Genomic DNA, 19,515 nt, shown 5'->3' on the forward strand with positions numbered 1-19,515 from the left:
CTTGCGGAGGGAGGTGACGGGCATGGATGCCCGTCAAGCGCTGCGCCCCAGGATGGGGCGTTCAGCGCGGTCCTCCCGGGAGCAAGGCCGGAGTGAGGGAACCCGGAGCGAAGCGGAGGGCCGGATGAATGGAGCGCAGCGGCTTTGCTTACTTTGGCCAAGACCAAAGTAAGCCGCCGTAAGGGCGGAAAGGTGACTATGCGTCGCCATCGCAAATGAATGCGCATACAACTTCAAAACAACCAAAACTCCAAAACCCCCAACCCCCCAAAAACCCCAACAAAAGATCACCGCGCCTCCATATGCGCAATCATCAACTGCACACTCTCATTCCCCCGAAACTCATTCACATCCAACTTGTAAGCCAACTCCACCCACCGCACTGTAGGATTCGGCCAGACCTCCCGGTCAATCCCAAAGGCAATCCCATCCAACCGCACCGCCCCACACTCGCTCTTGAGCACCACTTTCAGATGCCGCTCCCCTACGACCCGCTGTTCGACCAGCTGGAACACCCCATGGAACAACGGCTCGGGAAAGTGCTGCCCCCAGGGCCCGGCATTGCGTAATGCCCGCGCCAGGTCCAGGTGAAACTCCTCCACCGCCAACGTGCCATCCGACAACAACCGCCCGGTCAGGTCTTCCTCACGCAACTGGCGCCGCACCTCGTCGTCGAACGCCTCGGCAAACGCAGGGAAATTCTCGGCCGGCAAGGACAGCCCCGCCGCCATGGCATGCCCACCGAACTTGCTGATCAAGCTCGGATGCCGCGCCGCAACGGCGTCCAGCGCATCACGGATATGGAACCCCGGCACCGAGCGCGCCGAGCCCTTCAGCACCCCTTCTCCCGCATCGGCAAAGGCGATGGTCGGGCGGTGATAACGCTCTTTAAGGCGCGAAGCGAGGATACCGATCACCCCCTGGTGCCAGTCGGCGTCGAACAGGCACAAGCCATAAGGCATGGACTCGACCGGCAGATCCTTGAGCTGGGCCAAAGCCTCGCGCTGCATGCCCTGCTCGATGGACTTGCGATCCTGGTTCAGGCCATCCAGTTGCTGGGCCATGTCCAGCGCAAGCGCCGCGTCTTCGCACAACAGGCATTCGATGCCCAGGCTCATGTCGTCCAGGCGCCCGGCGGCATTGAGCCGAGGGCCAAGGATGAAGCCAAGGTCAGTGGAAGTGATGCGCTTGTGGTCGCGCCGCGCCACTTCGAGGATGGCCTTGAGCCCCGGGCGGGCGCGACCGGCGCGGATACGCTCCAGCCCCTGATGCACCAGGATGCGGTTGTTGGCATCCAGTGGTACCACGTCGGCGACGCTGCCCAGTGCCACCAGGTCAAGCAGCTCGCCGATGTTCGGCTGCGGCTGCGTTTCGTAGCGCCCCAGGCTGCGCAACCGCGCACGCAGGGCCATCAGCACGTAGAAGATCACGCCGACACCGGCCAGTGACTTGCTCGGAAACGCGCAACCGGGCTGGTTGGGATTGACGATGGCGTCGGCGGCCGGCAGTTGCTCGCCCGGCAGGTGGTGGTCGGTGACCAGCACCTTGAGCCCGGCAGCCTTGGCCGCGGCCACGCCATCGACGCTGGAGATACCGTTGTCCACGGTGATCAGCAATTGCGGCTGGCGCTCGAGCGCAACCGCGACGATCTCCGGGGTCAGGCCGTAGCCATACTCGAAGCGGTTGGGCACCAGGTAGTCGACATGGGCCGCACCCAGCAAGCGCAAGCCCAGCACGCCGACCGTGCTGGCGGTGGCGCCGTCGGCATCGAAATCGCCGACGATGAGAATGCGCTGGCGCTGATCGAGCGCCTCGACCAGCAGCTCCACCGCCGCGTCGATACCCTTGAGTTGCTGGTAAGGCAGCAAGCGCGCCAGGCTCTTGTCCAGCTCGGCCTCGGACGCTACGCCACGGGCGGCGTACAGACGGGTCAGCAAGGGCGGCAGGTTGCCCAGCAACGGCAGGGGGGACGGCAGGGGACGTGGTTCGATACGCATGGGGTCTTCGCAATTCCGCTTTGTTTCAGGTCAGCCGCGCTCGCCAAGCAGCCATTGCAACTGCACTTCGTGCTGGCCACGGTCGTCGGTGACGAACACAGTGCCTTCGCTGATCATCACGTCCCACTTGATGGTACGCGGCATATCGGTGGCGAGGGTTTCCAGCACTTCTTGCGGCACGGCGGCAATGCTCAGGTTCTTCAGGCCCTTGACCGCGCCGACCACCTTGGTCTCCCACACGCGCAGGCTGCCGTAGGCCAGCAGGCTGGTGCGCTCGGTGCGCCGCGAGCACCAGGTCAGGCGGTCGGCGTCAGGCTGGCCGACTTCGATCCAGTGCAGGATCCGGTCGTCCAGGCTTTTTTCCCACAGTGCCGCCTCATCGACGTCCGACAGGCCACGGCCAAAGGACAGCTGCTCGTTGTACCAGAGGGCATAGCCCAGCAGGCGCACGGCCATACGTTCTTCGGTTTCCGAAGGGTGGCGGGCGATGGTCTGGCGGACGTTCTCGTACACGCCGCGGTCGAGGTCGGTCAGATTCAATTCGAACTTGTAGGTGGTGGACGGCTGGGCCATGGGCAATAGGCTTCTTGCGGGGGGAAAGGCGCACAGTCTAACTGATCCCAGGCGTCAGCGCCGGTTCAGACAATGCCGATATACCTGCCGCCGCCGAGCTGTGATACAACCTGCGTCACGCCCAGACGCCACGGATGCCCCATGACAACGCCCAGCAAACCCCTCGCCGGCCTGAAAGTCATCGAGCTCGGCACCCTGATCGCCGGCCCGTTCGCCTCGCGGATCTGCGCCGAGTTCGGTGCCGAGGTGATCAAGGTCGAGTCGCCCGATGGCGGTGATCCGCTGCGCAAATGGCGCAAGCTGTACGAGGGCACCTCGCTATGGTGGTTCGTCCAGGCGCGCAACAAGCAATCACTGACCCTCAACCTCAAGCATCCTGAAGGCCGCGAAGTGCTCAAGCGCCTGCTGGCCGAGGCCGACATCCTGATCGAGAACTTCCGCCCGGGCGTGCTGGAAAAACTCGGGCTGGGCTGGGATGTGCTGCATGCCCTCAACCCGCGCCTGGTCATGGTGCGCCTGTCAGGCTTCGGCCAGACCGGCCCGATGAAGGACCAGCCAGGCTTCGGCGCGGTTGGCGAATCCATGGGCGGATTGCGCTACATCACCGGTTTCGAGGATCGCCCGCCAGTGCGCACGGGGATTTCAATCGGCGACTCCATTGCCGCCCTCTGGGGCGTGATTGGCGCGCTGATGGCCCTGCGTCATCGTGAAATCAACGGTGGCGACGGCCAAGTCGTGGATGTGGCGCTGTACGAAGCGATCTTCGCCATGATGGAAAGCATGGTGCCGGAATTCGACGTGTTCGGTTTCATCCGCGAGCGCACCGGCAATATCATGCCGGGTATCACCCCTTCATGCATTCACACCACCGCCGATGGCCGACATGTGCAGATTGGCGCCAATGGCGATGCGATCTTCAAGCGCTTCATGCAGGCTATCGGTCGTGACGACCTGGCCAACGATGCCGCCCTGGCCACCAATGATGGTCGCGATGCCCGCCGCGACGAGCTGTACGGCGTTATCGACCGCTGGGCCAACGGCCTGCCGCTGGACACGGTGATGCAGGTGCTCAAGGACGCCGAGGTGCCGGCCAGCCGGATCTACTCCGCCGAAGACATGCTGAGCGACCCGCAATTCCTCGCCCGCGAGATGTTCCTCCAGGCCCGGCTGCCGGATGGCAAACCATTCAAGATGCCGGGCATCGTGCCCAAGCTGTCAGACACCCCCGGTTCGACCGAATGGATCGGCCCTGCCCTGGGCGAACACACGGCTACGGTGCTGGCCGGCCTGGGCTACGACTCAGCCGCCATTGCCCGCCTGCGCGCGGCCGGTACGGTCTGATCGACATCCCATGGGTATTCGTCATCTGCCCATCATCCTCTGTCTGGCGCTGACCTCACTCGCGGGGCAGGCGGCAGAGGCCAGGGAGCGCCTGCTGTGGCTGGTGCGCGACCTGCCGCCGTTCACCATCTTCGAAGGGCCGGCCAAGGGCCAGGGGGTGATCGACCAACTGCTGCCGATGCTGATCACCCGAATGCCCGAGTACGATCACAGCATCATCCGGGTCAATCGAGCCCGGGGCCTGCAGATGCTCCAGGAGCCCAGTTTCACCTGCGATCCGACCCTGCTGTGGACGCCCGAGCGCGCCCGGTATGTGCACTTCTCTCTGCCATCGCTAGGAGTGTTGAGCAGTGGCCTGATCGTGCGCAAGCAAGACCAGGCGCTATTGACCCCATACCTGGAAGGGCAGCAGGTGGACCTGCAGCGCTTGCTTACCGAAACCCGCCTCAAACTGGGGATCGTCGCTGAACGCAGCTACAGCGCGCAGGTCGACGAAGTCCTGCGGCAACTGCCCGATACCGCGTTCAGCCGTCACTACGGCAACGATGCCACGGCCAGCCTGCTGCAAATGCAGCAATTGGGGCGCCTGCAGCTGGTGCTCGGCTACTGGCCGGAGATGCGTTACCTGATCCAGCAGCAGAATGGCTCACTGGACGATTACCGGTTCTATCCCATTCGTAGCGTCAACCGCTACCAGTTCCTCCATGTGGGTTGCTCGGACACTGCCCTGGGGCGCAAGGCGATCGACCATATAGACCAATTGCTGCCCGCGCTGCGTCGCGACACCTTGCCGGGCCTCTATGCACGCTGGCTGGATGCCGAACTCCAGGAGGATTACCTGGGCCAGGCCCGGCATTTCTTCGAAGAGGGTGAAGCCCCTGCGCACTGAGTTGATGTCCATGGGACGGTAACGGCTCCTACACGGGTGCGGGTGAATTCAGGCCAAAAGAAACCCCGGACGCTGGGGGGGGGCGACCGGGGTCAAGCGAAAGCCCTTGGGACTTCCCGTGACAGCCTGAATGGTACCGGAGCAAAGCACCATCAAACTGCCCTTGCTGTGTCTGACGGCCCGGTCAGGCAAAGGTTCCGGGTATTTGCTTCTGATGCTGCAAGGCGGCGATCACACAAGGCTGCAGGCGACCTTCGGCAATTTGCAGGTCACGGTGCAGGCCATCAACCAGGTCGACCAGCAATTGCTGCTCCACCAGCTCTCGCTCACAGACCGTACGCCGCAGAATCGACAAACCGTGTTCATCGAGAACACTCAGGTGCCGGCGGCCACGGCTATCGGCCGGCCCAATTTCGGCCTGGTAAGGGGTCAGGGCATCGTTGAGCAGTCTGCAGATTCTTTCCATCCGGATTACTCGCTGGTTAGGGTAAGGAAACTGACCATCGGGGCCGACGGAAAGTTCGCCCTGGCCCGTCATCACGAGCATGCGCCGCAAACATGACAGCCTAGATACTCTGCCCCCGCCCTGCTGCCGTTAAGCAGGCTACAGGCGCCCCAGTGCCTGTTCCAGGCCCACCATGGACATCGGCCAGGGCAACTCGGCCAGGACTTTCAAACCCTGCTTGCGCGCCTCGAGCGCCAGGCCGATACCCTCAGCGCCGTCACTGCCGACAAATAACAAGCCTCCCGTACAGGAAGCCTGCACCAGATACTTGAACAGGCGACGGGCATGGCGCCTTGGCATTGCCGGATCAAGCACCAGCACATCAACGGACTGCTGTCGCCGCGCCATATGGGCCGTCGCTGCTGGAACATCATCGGTGAGCCGGACGTTGTACACACCTTGGGCATTGAAGGCCTGATGTAACAGCATCTGATAGTAGGGCCGAGCCTGGTGGATAAGAACATTCAGCTGATGCATGAGCTTCCCCCCTGGAGCCATGTGTGGTGTTGGTTTGAACGCCACTTTAGTAGGGGGAACCATCGAACTACATGGGAAAGATCTGAAAGCCGTTCGCGCCTGTTGTGCACCCACAAAAAAGCCCGTGCAAAACGGGCTTCCCTGTGACTGGGGTCGGCTTAGAGTGGTTTGCCGCGGTTGCCATGCTGGCTGACAAAGGCCTGCACGGTCTTCAAGTCATTGGCCAGCACCGTGCAACGCTCCTCACGGGTGAACAGATCGCAAAGATGCGCCGGCAGCTCCAGTGCCTTGGCGACACCGGCCTTCTCCACCGCCTCGGGGAACTTGACCGGATGCGCGGTGCCCAGCACCACCATCGGCGTATCCAGGCTGCGGCGGCATTCGCGGGCGGCCTTGACGCCGATCGCGGTGTGCGGGTCGAGGACTTCACCGGTGCTCTGGAACACCTCGGCGATGGTCTCGCAGGTCTGCTCGTCGGTGACGGCCAGCGAATCGAACAGCTTGCGCGCTTCGGTCCAGCGATCCTGCTCGACGCTGAAGCCGCCGCCTTGCTTGAAGGTGTTCATCAGTTGGGCAACCGCGGCACCATTGCGGCCGTGCAGGTCGAACAGCAGACGCTCGAAGTTGGACGAGACCATGATGTCCATCGATGGCGACAGGGTCGGGTGCAGGGCGTCCTTGACGTACTGGTTGCCGCTCATGAAGCGGTGCAGGATGTCGTTGCGATTGGTCGCCACCACCAGCTGGCTGATCGGCAGGCCCATGTTGCGCGCCAGGTAACCGGCGAAGATATCGCCGAAGTTGCCGGTCGGCACCGAGAACGCCACCGAGCGCGCCGGGCCGCCGAGCTGCAGCGCGGCATGGAAGTAGTAGACGATCTGGGCCATGATCCGCGCCCAGTTGATCGAGTTGACCGCCACCAGGCGAGTGCCCTTGAGGAAGGACTGGTCGGCGAAGCTGGCCTTGACCATCTCCTGGCAGTCGTCGAAGTTGCCTTCGATGGCGATGTTGTGGATGTTGTCGCCGAGGATGGTGGTCATCTGCCGGCGCTGCACTTCCGACACGCGCTGGTGCGGGTGCAGGATGAAGATGTCGACGTTGTCGCAACGGCGGCAGCCTTCGATGGCGGCCGAGCCGGTGTCACCGCTGGTGGCACCGACGATCACCACGCGCTCGCCGCGCTTGACCAGCACGTGGTCGAGCAGACGGCCGAGCAACTGCAGGGCGAAGTCCTTGAAGGCCAGGGTCGGGCCGTGGAACAGCTCCATCACCCACTCGTTGCCATTGAGCTGGCGCAGCGGCGCGACCGCGGCGTGGGCGAAGTTGCCATAGGTCTCTTCGAGGATTTTCTTGAAATCGGCATCGGCGATGCTGCCTTCGACGAACGGGCGCATCACCCGGAAGGCCAGCTCGTGGTACGGCAGGCCAGCCCAGGACGCAATCTCTTCCTGGGTGAAGCGTGGCAGGTTCTCGGGTACGTACAGGCCGCCATCGCTGGCCAGGCCAGCCAGCAGGACGTCTTCGAAGTTCAGGGCCGGAGCCTGGCCGCGGGTACTGATATAGCGCATGGGTGCAAACCTTCGATGCTGGGCGCGGGCCGCCGTCGCGGCCCACCGCCGGAATTAATTGAGCTGTTCGACGCGGATGCGCACGACCTTGCCGACCACGTCCTGGAGTGCCTCCAGGGCGACGATGGCGTCGTCGATACGCTGCTCGACCACACGGTGGGTCAGCAGGATCATCGGCACCAGGCCATCCTGTTCCTCGGCTTCCTTCTGCATGATCGACTCGATGTTGATGCCACGCTCCGAGAGAATGCTGGCGACCTGGGCCAGCACGCCCGGGTGGTCCTTGGCCTGGATACGCAGGTAGTAGGCGCTTTCGCAGGCTTCGATCGGCAGGATCGGGTGGGCCGACAGCGCATCCGGCTGGAAGGCCAGGTGCGGTACACGGTTCTCCGGGTCGGAGGTCATGGCACGAACTACATCGACCAGGTCGGCGACCACCGACGAGGCGGTCGGCTCCATGCCGGCACCGGCGCCGTAGTACAAGGTGGAACCGGCGGCGTCACCATTGACCATCACCGCATTCATCACGCCATTGACGTTGGCGATCAGGCGATCATTGGGGATCAGCGTCGGGTGCACACGCAGCTCGATGCCGTCGGCGGTGCGACGGGCCACGCCCAGATGCTTGATGCGGTAGCCCAGGGCCTCGGCATAGTTCACGTCGGCGGTGGTCAGCTGGGTGATGCCCTCGGTGTAGGCCTTGTCGAACTGCAGCGGGATACCGAAGGCGATGGACGCCAGGATGGTCAGCTTGTGCGCGGCATCGATGCCTTCGACGTCGAAGGTCGGGTCGGCCTCGGCGTAGCCCAGCGCCTGGGCTTCGGCCAGCACATCGGGGAAGGCACGGCCCTTGTCGCGCATTTCGGTGAGGATGAAGTTGCCGGTGCCGTTGATGATCCCGGCCAGCCAGTTGATGCGGTTGGCCGACAGGCCCTCGCGGATCGCCTTGATCACCGGGATGCCACCGGCCACGGCAGCTTCGAAGGCGACGATGACGCCCTTCTCGCGGGCCTTGGCGAAGATCTCGTTGCCGTGCACGGCGATCAGCGCCTTGTTGGCGGTGACCACGTGCTTGCCGTTTTCAATGGCCTTGAGCACCAGGTCGCGGGCGATGGTGTAGCCGCCGATCAGCTCGATGACGATATCGATCTCGGGGTTGCTCGCGACTTCGAACACATCAGCGGTAATGGGGGTACCGGTAATCTGGCAGTTCGGGTTCTGCGAGCGCATGGCAATCTGTGCCACTTCAATACCGCGCCCGGCACGGCGGGCGATCTCCTCGGCGTTGCGCTGAAGTACATTGAAGGTTCCGCCACCGACGGTCCCCAACCCACAGATGCCTACTTTGACCGGTTTCACTGTGAACTCCCCATAGAACGGCCGGCACCTGCGCCGACCGTGAAACATGCCGTCACCCCATGACGACGGCGTACTGAATTGGTTACTTGCTCTCGGCCAGGGCCAGTTTGGCCACTTGCGGCGCCGGCTGGTAGCCCGGAATCACCTGGCCATTCTGTAGAACGATCGCCGGCGTGCCATTTACACCAATCGACTGGCCCAGCTGGAACTGCTTGCTGACCGGGTTGGCGCACTTGGCTGCCTTGATTTCCTTGCCATCGACCATCTTGTCCAGCGCCGCGCGGCGATCACTGGAGCACCAGACCGCCTGCAACTGCTCGTCGCCCGGCGAACCCAGGCCCTGGCGCGGGAAGGCGACGTAACGCACTTCGATACCGCGGCGGTTGAGCTCCGGCACTTCGGCATGCAGCTTGTGGCAGTACGGGCAGGTGGTGTCGGTGAACACGGTGATGTGCGACTTGGTCTCGCCCTTGGCCGGGTAGACCACCATCTCGCCGGCCGGAATACCGTTGATCAACTTGGCGATGCCCTGGCGCTCGGTCTTCTCGGTGAGGTTGACCGGCTTGCCGTCCTGGATCTGGAACAGGTAGCCCTGCATGACGAACTGGCCGTCGGCGCTGGCGTACAGCACGCGGCCGCCCTGCAGCTTGACTTCGTACAGGCCATTGAGCGGGCTGCTGGCAACGCTTTCGATCGGAACCTCCAGCTGGAGGTTCTGCAACGACTTGCGAATCGCCTGCTCGGCACCGGCATTGGTATCGGTGGCCGCGGCGAAGGCAAAGGTACTGGCCAGCGCCAGGGCGGCGGCAGCGAAAATCTGGGTCACGCGCATGGGAACTCCTGAAGGCGGACAGGGGGCCGGATGCAGCACGCCCGTGCTGAAATCGGGGTGTCATTGCGGCCCTCGGTGCAAACCGCCCAAGCCTACCACAGAAGCGACGGCGGTCGAGGCGTGCTTGATCGGGAGCGCAAGGCTGCGTGCGCCAGGGGCGGCGGTTACCGACGAATTTTGTTCAGGTGTCCCAATGCGTAGTCGCAAGTACCTTTAGCGCCAGGCTCTATCTCCTGCAACCGAGTGAAAAATTTGCGTGCGTGTTCGCTCATGACCCTGACAAATTCATCTTTATCGGCGGCGACAGACACCTCGCTGTGACAATTGACGCTCACCTGCAGACGACCATTGGCAGGGGTAAGTTTGACTTCGATTGGCTGGTCCGGAAAAAAGCAGCTGAACGCTTGCCCCTCACTGACCTTCAGCAGTCCCTCTGACAAATAGCTCCACAGGTCGTCGACATAATCAAACATGCTTTGGTCAATTAGACTTTTACCATTGATCGATAGAACCAAAGCCCCTTCAATTTGATCCAGGCGGCGTTCCTCGCCTTGAAACTCAAAGAAGTCAACAAAACCGTCGAAAACTTTAACGTAGGTTTCAACAATGATTCTACTTTTCATTGCCACCCTTTGAATATATGAGTGCACAGCCTTTGAGGTTTCTGGCAAATCTTGGAACACCTCACCTGCCTACGACACCCTATCAATCACCGTCTGCCAGCAAAACCTCATCTGCCTCACTGGCAACTTTCAAAAAATCAATAAAAAGAAGCACGCTGCCATCCGCATCCTTCGACAGGAGCGTGATGAGTATTTTTTGATGTTCAGGATAGATTCTTGTCCGACCATAAGGATCAATATAAACACCCGTTTTTTCGCGTAACCTAGCAAAGGCATCATGGACGCGTGCGACGTCAGCATCACTTAGCTGAAGGAAAGGCTTATCGCCTCGCTTGTCTGACAAATAAGAGAAGTCCAACATAAAAAATACCTTAAAAATGAGAGGGGTAAGATGTTACTACCTTATCCTTCACAGGGTCATAGATTGTGACATGACCTTTCTCACCCCGTGTACCGATCACCCTACCATAATCACGCTCATAACGAATTCGACCATCATTCTGACGAATAACTCTGGTGGGTTGTTTCATGGTTCTGTCCTCTAGCTTCTTGTACTGACTCGGCTTTCTGTATTTGCTTTTTGCCTGTAGCTTTCTATGTTCCGCAGGCGTGAATTTACTTTTGCCTACATCATTGTGCCGCCGGACGTGGCGATTCGGAACGTGCCGGGTCCTTCTAGGCCCACAGGAGAGCCCCAGTGGATCGATCCAATCAAACGGATTCGCACTGTACTGATAGAGGTTTATACCACCGGCCAGACTGATCGGGTCTGTCTGGATAAAGCGTCCGATATCCGGATCATAAAACCGAAACGTGTTGTAGTGCAGACCAGTCTCACGATCCAGGTACTGGCCCTGAAACCTCAGGTTCTGCTCTTCGATGAAATGCGCCTCACGCACTTCCTGCAGGGTATTGCCCCAGACCTGATAGCGTGCCTGCCAGAGCGCTTCGCCACTGTCAGCCGTCAACTGTTCGGGCAGGCCATTGAGATCGGTATGGTAGTAGCGCACCTGCTGGTACTGCCCTGTACCGTCAACCCGAGCCAAAGGTTCGTGACTGTCTTCCACATACAGATACAGGCTGGTCTGGCTGTGGCGATGCTCCTGCAGCAAGCGCAGGCCATCCCAGGCGAAGCGGGTCTGGTCGAGCAGATTGCCCTGATCGTCATATTCGCTTTTCTCGACACGCCGCCCGAGCGGGTCGTAGCGCATGTTCAGTATCCGTTCGCGCCCACCGTGCTGGCTGCGCACCTGGATCAGGCGGTGCTCGGCGTCGTAGCTGAAATGTTGAATGCCACGCCGGCTGCTGCGTTTCTCGATCAGGCGGCCGAAGCCGTCGTAGCGGTAGCGTTTGTCCTGGTAGGTGAGCAAGCGGTTATGGCGCACCAGGCCGATGCCGGCTTGCGGCCCATCGAGCAGGTTGGCGGCGGCGTCGTAGGCGAAGGTTTCGCTCTGGCCCTGGCCAGCGTCCTGGCTGGCCATGATCCGGCCGCTGGCATCGTAGTGCAGCAATTGCTGGTGCTGGCTGCCGGGCTGCTGGTTGAAACGGCCGATCAGGTTGTCTGCCGAGTCGAAATCGAAGCGTTGCTGTACCGTAGCCGGCAGTTGCGGCGGCTGGTGGTTGGGGCGGCGCAGGCGTGAGCGCAAACGACCGCTGCGGTCGTACTCGCTGCGGGTGCTGACCCGGCCCTGGGTGCGCAGCACTTCACGGTGCAGGCGGTCGCGTTCGAAATCGCTGATCACCTTGCCGTCGAGGTTGAGCTGGTGCAGATGGCCGCTGCCGTAGTACAGGCGGTTGAGCCAGCGGCCGTCGGGCAGCTGGGTCTGGATCAGGTTGCCGAGTTCGTCGTAGTGATGTTGCAGCACACCACTGGCGCTGTGCTCTTCCAGCAATTGGCCAAGGGCATCGTAAGTGAAGGCCAGTTGCTCGCTGTTGCCTGCCTTGTCGGTGAAGCTGATTGCCGTCAGTTGATCAAGGGGATCGTAGCTGTACCGGGTTTCACCATCGTCGGTGCGCTTTTTGATCAAGCGCCCGACGGCATCCCGGTGCAATTGATGAATGATCGCTTCAGCATCGCCTTGGGGGGCGGGGAGGTACTCAACGCAACTGAGGTTATCCAGCCGGTCGTAGTGATAGCGGCTGGCGCTGCCGTCAAGATCCTGCTGTTCAGTCAGGCGATCAGCCAGGTCCCAGCTGAACCTGTAGCTTTCGCTATTTTCATTGGTCAGCGCCAGCAGCCGCCCGTAGGCGTCGTAACTGAACTGCACCCGCCGACCATGCGGATCGATACGCTGCTGCACCTGGCCACGCCGGTTATAGCGGTATTGGGTGGAGTGCCCGGCAGGGTCGGTATAGCTGTTGAGCTGGCCGTTGCGATCAAGCTGATAGTGCTCACTGCGCCCATCGGGCAATTGCGAGCCGAGCAATCGGCCCTGGGCATCGTACTGGTACTCGGTACGTTCGCCGAGGGCATCGGTGACCGCCTGCAGATGCCCGCGCCGGTCATAGCTGAAGCGGGTCGGGTACCCCGAACAATCGACCTGCTCGATCAGCAGGCCCAATTCGTTCCAGCGCAGGTGCTTGTGCTTGCCCGCCGCATCGATGATCTCCACCACCTGGCCGCGTTCGTCATGGCGGTAGCGGGTGGTGCGGCCCAGCGGATCGGTTTCGCTGCTGCAGTTGCCGCGCTGGTCGTAGCGATAGCGCCAGCGCTTACCGGCCTTGTCGGTCTGTACCCGGGGCAGTGACCAGTGCTCCAGCCACTGGGTCGCCTCGCTGCGGCCCAGTGGATCGATGCTTTCGCAGAGGTTGCCGGACTCATCGTACAGATATTGCCATTGCCCACCCTGCGGGTCGGTGGCGCCCAGCAACTGGCGTTCGTCGTTCCACTCGAAACGCCAGGTGTGGCCGAGGGCGTCGGTGTACTGGGTGATCTGGTACTGCGGGTTCCAGTAGCGTGTGCTGACCCGCTGCAAACCGTCGGTGACCCGGGTGATGCCAGCTTCGATGTCGTAGTCGAAACGGTACTCGTCACCGTCGTCGGTCCAGTGCCGGGCCACGCGCCAGTCGTCTACGGCACGAGTCCATTCATAGAAGCAACGCAGGCCGCTGGGCAGCTGGTGTTCGACCATGCGCCGGCCCTGGTCATAGGCAAAGCGCCGCTGCACCTGGCCGCTGGCGTCGCGGACTTCGGCCAAGTCGCCGTTGCTGTCATAGGCATAGCTGACCAGCAGCTCGTTCGACTCGTCGCTGTACCATCGCTCGATATGGCTGACCCGGGCTGGCCATTGGCTGCTGTAAACCAACTGCACCTGGACCACATCAAAGGTATCGCGCAGCCTGAGCAAGCGGCCGTTGCTGTCGTAGTCCAGGTAGATGCGGTTGTCGTTGCGGTCACCCAGTTGCGCCAGGCGCAGGCGCTGCGGATTGTTCGGGGTGGGCTGGAACAGACGATAGAGACCGTCGACGCTTTCGATCAGCAGTTCGCCATTGTGCGCGCGACGCACGCTGAGGCCTTCGCCGGCGCTGAACACGGCATCACCACGAGGGATATGGCCCATGTCGACGACCCGTGCCTGCTCATCGGTGAACAGCAGGTGCTCGCCGCCTTCAGGATGCGCTTCGATAGCGACGGAGACTTCGTAATCGACGCTCCAGCCAGCACCGAACAGGCCGTCGCGGCGTTCATCCCGGCTGTTGTAGTAGCGCTGCCAGTCCAACGGGATCAAGCCCGGAAGGCTGAAATCAAGCTCGGCTTCGCCGCTCAACAGTTTGGCGCCAGTGGAGCTGTGGACCGGGTTGGGTGAGCCGGCGATGGCGCTGGTGATCGCGCCGGTAACCTGGCTGGTGACGGCGCTGCCGATGCCGCCAATCAACATGCAGCCGAACTTGCTGTAGAACTTGCCGCCGCGCCCGCGCAGCATCATCAAGGCGGTAATCGCCAGGCCGATGCCTGGGGTCTTGCCGCTGCGAATCTCCCGGACCACGATCGAGTCGCCGCCGATACGCACATTATCGGAGACCAGCCCGGCGTCGACGATCACCGCCTCGCAGGTGCTGCGATCGCCGCTGCGACAGGCCGGGTGACCGTTGATGGTGACCTTGCTCGAGCCTTCGGCCAGGTACTGCGGCGGCATCGGCGGATGCTTGCTGCAGAGGATCTTGTCGTCGTCGGCAGGCTCGGTGTTCGGCGCCGGGCTGGCGACCGTAGGCCGCCACATCTGCGAGAAAAATCCCTTGGCCATGTCGAGGAAGCTTTCTTCCTCCTCCTCGGCCGGCGACTGAGCCGCGTCGCTGCCGGCGGGCGCAGCGGCGGCAACGATGACGCCGGCAGCGCGTGCGGCCGGTTTGCCATTGGTGTGGGTATTCTTCGAGCCGGTGAGGATGTTGGCTTGCACCGAGGGCGGGAACAGGAAGTTGCCGATGCCCTCGCATAAACTGCTCAAGCCCTTGTCGGCCCCGGTCTTGCTCATGACCACGCCGACCACGATGCCCACCACCGCGCCGAGCACGAAGCAGCCGAGGCCGCCGGTGACCACGGTCAGGCCCAGCGCCGCGGTTACCGCCGCGGTGGCCAGCATGCCGATGGCGACGTTGGCGGCCACTTCCAGCACGCCACTGACGATGTCGGCCATCATCGAGGTGTGCATCAGCGCATCGCCCTCGCGGGCGGCCCACAGGGCGTCAGACATTACTGACCGGCAACGGCATGGCTGCAGGGCACTTGAACCTGGTCATGCTTGATTTCCATATCGAGCGTTTGAGGTGTCGAAATCTGCTGGATGATCGCCCGAGCGTCAACCCCGAGGGTGATGCAAAGCGTGTAGTTCCTGCAGCCGGGCCTTGGCCACATGGGTGTAGATCTGCGTGGTGGACAGGTCGCTGTGGCCCAGCAGCATCTGCACCACGCGCAGGTCGGCACCGTGGTTGAGCAAGTGCGTGGCAAAGGCGTGGCGCAGCGTGTGCGGGGACAGCGGCTTGTCGATGCCGGCCACCCGCGCGTAATGCTTGATGCGGTGCCAGAAGGTCTGGCGGGTCATCTGCTCGCCGCGCTGGCTGGGGAACAGCACGTCGCTGGGGCGCCCCCCCAGCAGCTCGGCGCGACCATCGCGCAGGTAGCGCTCGATCCACACCACCGCCTCCTCGCCCATCGGCACCAGGCGCTCCTTGCTGCCCTTGCCCATCACCCGCAGCACGCCCTGGCGCAGGTTGACCTGGTCCAGGGTCAGGCTGACCAGCTCGGTCACCCGCAAACCGCAGGCATACAGCACTTCGAGCATGGCGCGGTCGCGCTGGCCAATCGCCTCACCGCGATCCGGCGCCTGCAGCAAGGCTTCGACATCGGCCTCCGACAGCGACTTGGGCAGTGGCCGGCCCAGTTGCGGCATGTCCACCTGCAAGGTCGGATCGACGGCGATCAAACGCTCACGCAACAAGTAACGGAAAAAGCCACGTAACCCGGACAGGAAGCGCGCGGTGGAACGAGGCTTGTAGCCTTGGTCGAAGCGCCAGGCCAGGTGATCGAGGATCAGTTCGCGCCCGGCATCGGGCAACAGCACGTGCTTTTCCTGCAACCAGCCGTTGAACAAGGCCAGGTCACTGCGGTAGGAAGCGCGGGTGTTGTCGGAAAGCCCCTTTTCCAGCCACAAGGCATCGAGGAACTGGTCGATCAGCGGGTGGTCCAGTGCAGGCATGAAAACTCGGTGGCAAACGACGAAATGACGCTTAGTCTTTCACAACATGGCATGCAGAGGGAGCCCGCATGAACGAACAGCAGATTCTTTTGAGCGTCGGTGGCATCGGCGCGGCCGCCCTGCTCTGCCAATGGCTGGCCTGGCGCCTGAAACTGCCGGCGATCCTGTTCCTGCTGCTGTGCGGCATCCTCGCCGGGCCGGTGCTGGGCTGGCTGCAACCACAGGCATTGTTCGGCCCGTTGCTGATGCCACTGGTATCGCTGGCGGTGGCGCTGATCCTGTTCGAAGGCAGCCTCACCCTGCACCTGTCGCAATGGCGCGAGATCGGCAGCGTGGTGCATCGCCTGGTTACCGTCGGCGCGCTGAGCACCTGGCTGGTGATCGCCCTGGCCACCCACTGGCTGCTGGGTTTCGACTGGCCCCTGGCGATCCTGTTCGGCACCTTGACCCTGGTTACCGGCCCCACGGTGATCGTCCCCATGCTGCGGGTGGTGCGGCCGAAGGCGACGATCGCCAATATCCTGCGCTGGGAAGGCATCGTCATCGACCCGATCGGCGCGCTGCTGGCGGTGGTGGTCTACAGCTTCATCATCGCCAGCGCCGCTGGCGAAGGCCTGAGCCACAGCCTGGCGACCTTCGCCGGGGTGATTTTCTGCGGCAGCGCGCTTGGCGTCGCCGGAGGCTGGCTGCTCGGGCAGATCATGCGTGAGCAATGGCTGCCGGAGTATCTGCACAACCTGGCGTCGTTGGCCGCGGTGCTGGGCATCTTCATCGCCGCCAACCAGATCGTCCACGAGTCGGGCCTGCTGGCGGTGACGGTCATGGGCATGTGGCTGGCCAACATGCCCGGCGTGGATGTGCGGCAGATCCTGCACTTCAAGGAGAATCTCAGCGTGCTGCTGATCTCCGGCCTGTTCATCCTGCTGGCGGCGCGCCTCGACCTGCAGGCCCTGCTCGCCTTGGGCCCAGCGGTGCTGGCACTGCTGCTGGTGATCCAGTTGCTGGCCAGGCCGCTGAACGTGTTGCTGTCGACCCTGGGATCGCCGCTGAACTGGCGGGAACGCGCGCTGCTGGCCTGGATCGCGCCGCGGGGCATCGTCGCCGCGGCGGTTTCGGCTATCTTCGCCATTCGCCTGGACCAGGCCGGGCATGAGGGCGCACTGCTACTGGTGCCACTGACCTTTGCCGTGATCATCGGCACCGTGGTCCTGCAAAGCGCCACCGCACGCCCCTTGGCGCGCCTGCTGAAGGTGGCGGAACCGGCACCGAGCGGGTTTCTCCTGGTCGGTGCCAACCCACCTGCGCGCGCCATCGCCAAGGCCCTGCAACAACTGGGCTGCCGGGTACTGTTGACCGACTCGAGCTGGGAGAACATCCGCGCTGCGCGCATGGACAACCTGCCGACCTACTTCGGCAACCCCGCGTCGCAGCACGCTGACGCCCACCTCGACCTGGTCGGGCTTGGCCACCTGCTGGGGCTGTCGCCGGCGGGCGAACTCAATGCCCTGGCCTGCGCGCGCTTTCGTCATGACTTCGGCCACGCCCGGCTTTTCGTGCTGGCCAGCGGCCTGGAGAAACAGCGCAGCGACAAGCATCGGGCCAGCGAGGAGCATCGCGGGCAATTGCTCGGGTCGAGCGCGATGACCTATGGGCAGCTGGCCAAACTGCTGCATCAGGGTGCCGAGCTGTACAGCACCACGCTGACCGAGGCCTTCGGCTGGGGCGACTACCAGCAGTTGCATGGCCCACGGGCGACGCTGCTGTTCGCCCGCGACGGGCAAGGCTGGGTACATGTGGCCAGCCCGGACAACCCACTCAAGCCACAGCCGGGGTGGACACTGGTGGCGCTGGTGGAGCCGGAACTGACCGAACAGCCTGTGGCACATTGACCTGTAGGAGTGGCATTAGCCGCGATGAATGCGTCGCGGTGCCTGGCACCCGCTTTGCGGGTGATCGCGGCTGAAGCCGCTCCTACAGGGACACGTCAAATCAAGGCGATGGCAATCAGGCCAACGGCAGCACCGGCACCGGGCGCTTGTCCTCGTCGATGGCGACGAAGCTGAACACGCCATGTATCGCCCGCTCGCGGCCATCGAGGTACATGTTCTCGACGAACACATCCACCTGCACCTGCAGGCTGGTGTTGCCGACCTTGATCACCGTCCCCACCAGCTCGACGATCGATCCTGCCGGAATCGGGTGCTTGAAATCGATGCGGTCGGTGGACACGGTCACCAGCGGCAGCCGGCAGAAACGGGTGGCGGCAATGAACGAAACTTCGTCCATCCACGCCAGCGCCGTGCCGCCGAACAGGGTGTTGTGGTGGTTGGTGGTGTTGGGGAACACCGCCTTGGTCACGCGGGTCACCGACAGTTCGGTGCGGCGCTGGATTTCCTGGTCTCGGGTTGTCATCTCGGAGTCACATCGCAAAGGCAAGATTCAAGACGCAAAAAAGCAGCCCGAAGGCTGCTTTTTCTCGCACGGGGGCCTAGGCCACCGGACAAACTGTACTCAGGACAGTTTTTCCTTGATGCGAGCTGCTTTACCGGACAGGTCACGCAGGTAGTACAGCTTGGCTTTACGCACGTCACCACGACGTTTCACGGCCAGGCTGTCGATCTGCGGGCTGTAGGTCTGGAAGGTACGCTCTACGCCAACGCCGCTGGAGATCTTGCGCACGGTGAAGGCGCTGTTCAGACCGCGGTTACGCTTGGCGATAACGACGCCTTCGAACGCCTGCAGACGCGAGCGGTCGCCTTCCTTCACTTTGACCTGGACGACAATGGTGTCGCCTGGTGCGAAGGTCGGGATCTCTTTGCTCATCTGCTCGGCTTCGAGCTGCTGGATGATCTTGTTGGTCATGCTGTGCTCCTAAGATGGATAACGCGATCCACCATCGATACGTTTAACTATCGTCCCGCTCGCGGAGGTATTCCTCGAGCAGCTTCTTCTCTTCTCCAGAAAGCGAGCGACTTTCCAGAAGATCGGCGCGTCGTTCGAAGGTCCTACCAAGGGACTGCTTCATCCGCCATCGCCGGATATGTGCATGGTTGCCACTAAGCAACACGTCGGGTACACGCTGATCCGCATACACCTCGGGTCGGGTGTAGTGCGGGCAATCCAGCAGACCGTCGGTGAAAGAATCTTCCTCCGCCGAGTCCACATGCCCTAAAGCTCCGGGCAGCAGCCGCGTAACCGCATCGATCAGTACCATGGCCGGCAGCTCGCCACCGGAAAGTACATAGTCGCCAATCGACCACTCCTCATCGACATGAGCCTCGATAAAGCGCTCGTCGATGCCTTCATAACGGCCGGCGATCAGGATCAACGATTCCTGCTCGGCCAAGCCTTTGACCGCCTGCTGGGTCAGCTTGCGGCCTTGTGGCGAAAGGTAGATCACCTTTGCCGCAGCTCCGGTCGCCTGCCTGGCGCTAACCAGGGCGTCTTCCAGAGGCTTGATCTTCATCACCATGCCCGGACCACCGCCAAACGGCCGATCATCCACGGTGTGGTGGCGATCTGTGGTGTAGTCCCGCGGGTTCCAGCAGGTCACTTGCAGCAACCCCTGTTTCACCGCTCGGCTGGTAATGCCGTACTCCGTGATGGCCGAGAACATCTCGGGGAACAACGTGATGACTTCTACGCGAAGGCTACCCAT

The 19,515-nt window shown here is 62.5% G+C and carries 17 protein-coding genes; 3 read left to right on the forward strand and 14 right to left on the reverse strand.

Annotation, left to right across the window (positions count from 1 at the left end):
- Positions 1-287: 287 nt before the first annotated feature.
- Both recJ and BMY03_RS16110 read right to left on the reverse strand, forming a co-directional pair.
- A complete protein-coding gene (gene recJ, locus BMY03_RS16105) occupies positions 288-1,997 on the reverse strand; it encodes a single-stranded-DNA-specific exonuclease RecJ (RefSeq protein WP_094011647.1) in 1,710 nt (569 codons plus the stop codon).
- 30 nt (positions 1,998-2,027) lie between these two features.
- On the reverse strand, positions 2,028-2,570 hold the full coding sequence (locus BMY03_RS16110) for a YaeQ family protein (RefSeq protein ID WP_038706702.1): 543 nt from the start codon (positions 2,568-2,570) through the stop codon (positions 2,028-2,030).
- Positions 2,571-2,711: 141 nt separating this feature from the next.
- On the opposite strand from BMY03_RS16110, the gene BMY03_RS16115 reads away from it, so the two are divergent.
- Positions 2,712-3,911: a CaiB/BaiF CoA transferase family protein gene (locus BMY03_RS16115; RefSeq protein WP_094011648.1), complete on the forward strand. Its 1,200-nt coding sequence runs from the start codon at positions 2,712-2,714 to the stop codon at positions 3,909-3,911.
- 10 nt (positions 3,912-3,921) lie between these two features.
- The gene (locus BMY03_RS16120) at positions 3,922-4,800 is read left to right on the forward strand and encodes a TIGR02285 family protein (RefSeq protein WP_023630114.1); all 879 of its coding nucleotides are present in this window, start codon (positions 3,922-3,924) and stop codon (positions 4,798-4,800) included.
- A 184-nt stretch (positions 4,801-4,984) separates the two neighbouring features.
- On the opposite strand, the gene BMY03_RS16125 is transcribed toward BMY03_RS16120, so the two are convergent.
- From BMY03_RS16125 to xerD, 9 genes are all read right to left on the reverse strand, one after another.
- Positions 4,985-5,266, reverse strand: a complete 282-nt coding sequence (locus BMY03_RS16125) for a DUF3509 domain-containing protein (protein WP_031314914.1) — start codon at positions 5,264-5,266, stop codon at positions 4,985-4,987.
- Between the two features lie 138 nt (positions 5,267-5,404).
- A complete protein-coding gene (locus BMY03_RS16130) occupies positions 5,405-5,782 on the reverse strand; it encodes a response regulator (protein WP_023630112.1) in 378 nt (125 codons plus the stop codon).
- Positions 5,783-5,940: 158 nt separating this feature from the next.
- A complete protein-coding gene (gene thrC, locus BMY03_RS16135; RefSeq protein ID WP_094011649.1) occupies positions 5,941-7,350 on the reverse strand; it encodes a threonine synthase in 1,410 nt (469 codons plus the stop codon).
- Positions 7,351-7,404: 54 nt separating this feature from the next.
- Positions 7,405-8,709, reverse strand: a complete 1,305-nt coding sequence (locus BMY03_RS16140; RefSeq protein WP_023630110.1) for a homoserine dehydrogenase — start codon at positions 8,707-8,709, stop codon at positions 7,405-7,407.
- A gap of 82 nt (positions 8,710-8,791) precedes the next feature.
- Positions 8,792-9,541 carry a DsbC family protein gene (locus BMY03_RS16145; protein ID WP_023630109.1) on the reverse strand — a complete coding sequence of 250 codons (750 nt, stop codon included), beginning with the start codon at positions 9,539-9,541 and terminating at the stop codon, positions 8,792-8,794.
- A gap of 164 nt (positions 9,542-9,705) precedes the next feature.
- Positions 9,706-10,164 carry a hypothetical protein gene (locus tag BMY03_RS16150; protein ID WP_094011650.1) on the reverse strand — a complete coding sequence of 153 codons (459 nt, stop codon included), beginning with the start codon at positions 10,162-10,164 and terminating at the stop codon, positions 9,706-9,708.
- An 82-nt stretch (positions 10,165-10,246) separates the two neighbouring features.
- A complete protein-coding gene (locus BMY03_RS16155) occupies positions 10,247-10,525 on the reverse strand; it encodes a hypothetical protein (protein WP_023630107.1) in 279 nt (92 codons plus the stop codon).
- 10 nt (positions 10,526-10,535) lie between these two features.
- On the reverse strand, positions 10,536-14,855 hold the full coding sequence (locus tag BMY03_RS16160) for an RHS repeat-associated core domain-containing protein (RefSeq protein ID WP_094011651.1): 4,320 nt from the start codon (positions 14,853-14,855) through the stop codon (positions 10,536-10,538).
- 105 nt (positions 14,856-14,960) lie between these two features.
- The gene (xerD, locus tag BMY03_RS16165) at positions 14,961-15,857 is read right to left on the reverse strand and encodes a site-specific tyrosine recombinase XerD (RefSeq protein ID WP_038706703.1); all 897 of its coding nucleotides are present in this window, start codon (positions 15,855-15,857) and stop codon (positions 14,961-14,963) included.
- Between the two features lie 68 nt (positions 15,858-15,925).
- Here xerD and BMY03_RS16170 point away from each other — a divergent pair, with 68 nt between their 5' ends.
- Positions 15,926-17,746: a cation:proton antiporter gene (locus BMY03_RS16170; RefSeq protein ID WP_094011652.1), complete on the forward strand. Its 1,821-nt coding sequence runs from the start codon at positions 15,926-15,928 to the stop codon at positions 17,744-17,746.
- A gap of 115 nt (positions 17,747-17,861) precedes the next feature.
- Here the strand turns inward: BMY03_RS16170 and BMY03_RS16175 are convergent, their stop codons facing one another.
- From BMY03_RS16175 to trmD, 3 genes are all read right to left on the reverse strand, one after another.
- Positions 17,862-18,269 carry an acyl-CoA thioesterase gene (locus BMY03_RS16175; RefSeq protein ID WP_023629813.1) on the reverse strand — a complete coding sequence of 136 codons (408 nt, stop codon included), beginning with the start codon at positions 18,267-18,269 and terminating at the stop codon, positions 17,862-17,864.
- Between the two features lie 99 nt (positions 18,270-18,368).
- The gene (rplS, locus tag BMY03_RS16180) at positions 18,369-18,719 is read right to left on the reverse strand and encodes a 50S ribosomal protein L19 (RefSeq protein WP_023629812.1); all 351 of its coding nucleotides are present in this window, start codon (positions 18,717-18,719) and stop codon (positions 18,369-18,371) included.
- Positions 18,720-18,762: 43 nt separating this feature from the next.
- Positions 18,763-19,515: a tRNA (guanosine(37)-N1)-methyltransferase TrmD gene (gene trmD, locus BMY03_RS16185; RefSeq protein WP_023629811.1), complete on the reverse strand. Its 753-nt coding sequence runs from the start codon at positions 19,513-19,515 to the stop codon at positions 18,763-18,765.

It is taken from the genome of Pseudomonas soli (genome assembly GCF_900110655.1).
Lineage (GTDB): Bacteria > Pseudomonadota > Gammaproteobacteria > Pseudomonadales > Pseudomonadaceae > Aquipseudomonas > Aquipseudomonas soli.

Excerpts from the sequence above, each read along its gene's own strand:
- BMY03_RS16150 (WP_094011650.1), bottom strand. The coding sequence starts at position 10,164 with ATGAAAAGTAGAATCATTGTTGAAACCTACGTTAAAGTTTTCGACGGT.
- trmD (WP_023629811.1), bottom strand. The coding sequence starts at position 19,515 with ATGGGTAGCCTTCGCGTAGAAGTCATCACGTTGTTCCCCGAGATGTTC.
- xerD (WP_038706703.1), bottom strand. The coding sequence starts at position 15,857 with ATGCCTGCACTGGACCACCCGCTGATCGACCAGTTCCTCGATGCCTTG.
- thrC (WP_094011649.1), bottom strand. The coding sequence starts at position 7,350 with ATGCGCTATATCAGTACCCGCGGCCAGGCTCCGGCCCTGAACTTCGAA.
- BMY03_RS16125 (WP_031314914.1), bottom strand. The coding sequence starts at position 5,266 with ATGGAAAGAATCTGCAGACTGCTCAACGATGCCCTGACCCCTTACCAG.
- BMY03_RS16110 (WP_038706702.1), bottom strand. The coding sequence starts at position 2,570 with ATGGCCCAGCCGTCCACCACCTACAAGTTCGAATTGAATCTGACCGAC.
- BMY03_RS16160 (WP_094011651.1), bottom strand. The coding sequence starts at position 14,855 with ATGTCTGACGCCCTGTGGGCCGCCCGCGAGGGCGATGCGCTGATGCAC.
- BMY03_RS16170 (WP_094011652.1), top strand. The coding sequence starts at position 15,926 with ATGAACGAACAGCAGATTCTTTTGAGCGTCGGTGGCATCGGCGCGGCC.
- rplS (WP_023629812.1), bottom strand. The coding sequence starts at position 18,719 with ATGACCAACAAGATCATCCAGCAGCTCGAAGCCGAGCAGATGAGCAAA.
- recJ (WP_094011647.1), bottom strand. The coding sequence starts at position 1,997 with ATGCGTATCGAACCACGTCCCCTGCCGTCCCCCCTGCCGTTGCTGGGC.
- BMY03_RS16175 (WP_023629813.1), bottom strand. The coding sequence starts at position 18,269 with ATGACAACCCGAGACCAGGAAATCCAGCGCCGCACCGAACTGTCGGTG.
- BMY03_RS16120 (WP_023630114.1), top strand. The coding sequence starts at position 3,922 with ATGGGTATTCGTCATCTGCCCATCATCCTCTGTCTGGCGCTGACCTCA.
- BMY03_RS16145 (WP_023630109.1), bottom strand. The coding sequence starts at position 9,541 with ATGCGCGTGACCCAGATTTTCGCTGCCGCCGCCCTGGCGCTGGCCAGT.
- BMY03_RS16115 (WP_094011648.1), top strand. The coding sequence starts at position 2,712 with ATGACAACGCCCAGCAAACCCCTCGCCGGCCTGAAAGTCATCGAGCTC.
- BMY03_RS16155 (WP_023630107.1), bottom strand. The coding sequence starts at position 10,525 with ATGTTGGACTTCTCTTATTTGTCAGACAAGCGAGGCGATAAGCCTTTC.
- BMY03_RS16130 (WP_023630112.1), bottom strand. The coding sequence starts at position 5,782 with ATGCATCAGCTGAATGTTCTTATCCACCAGGCTCGGCCCTACTATCAG.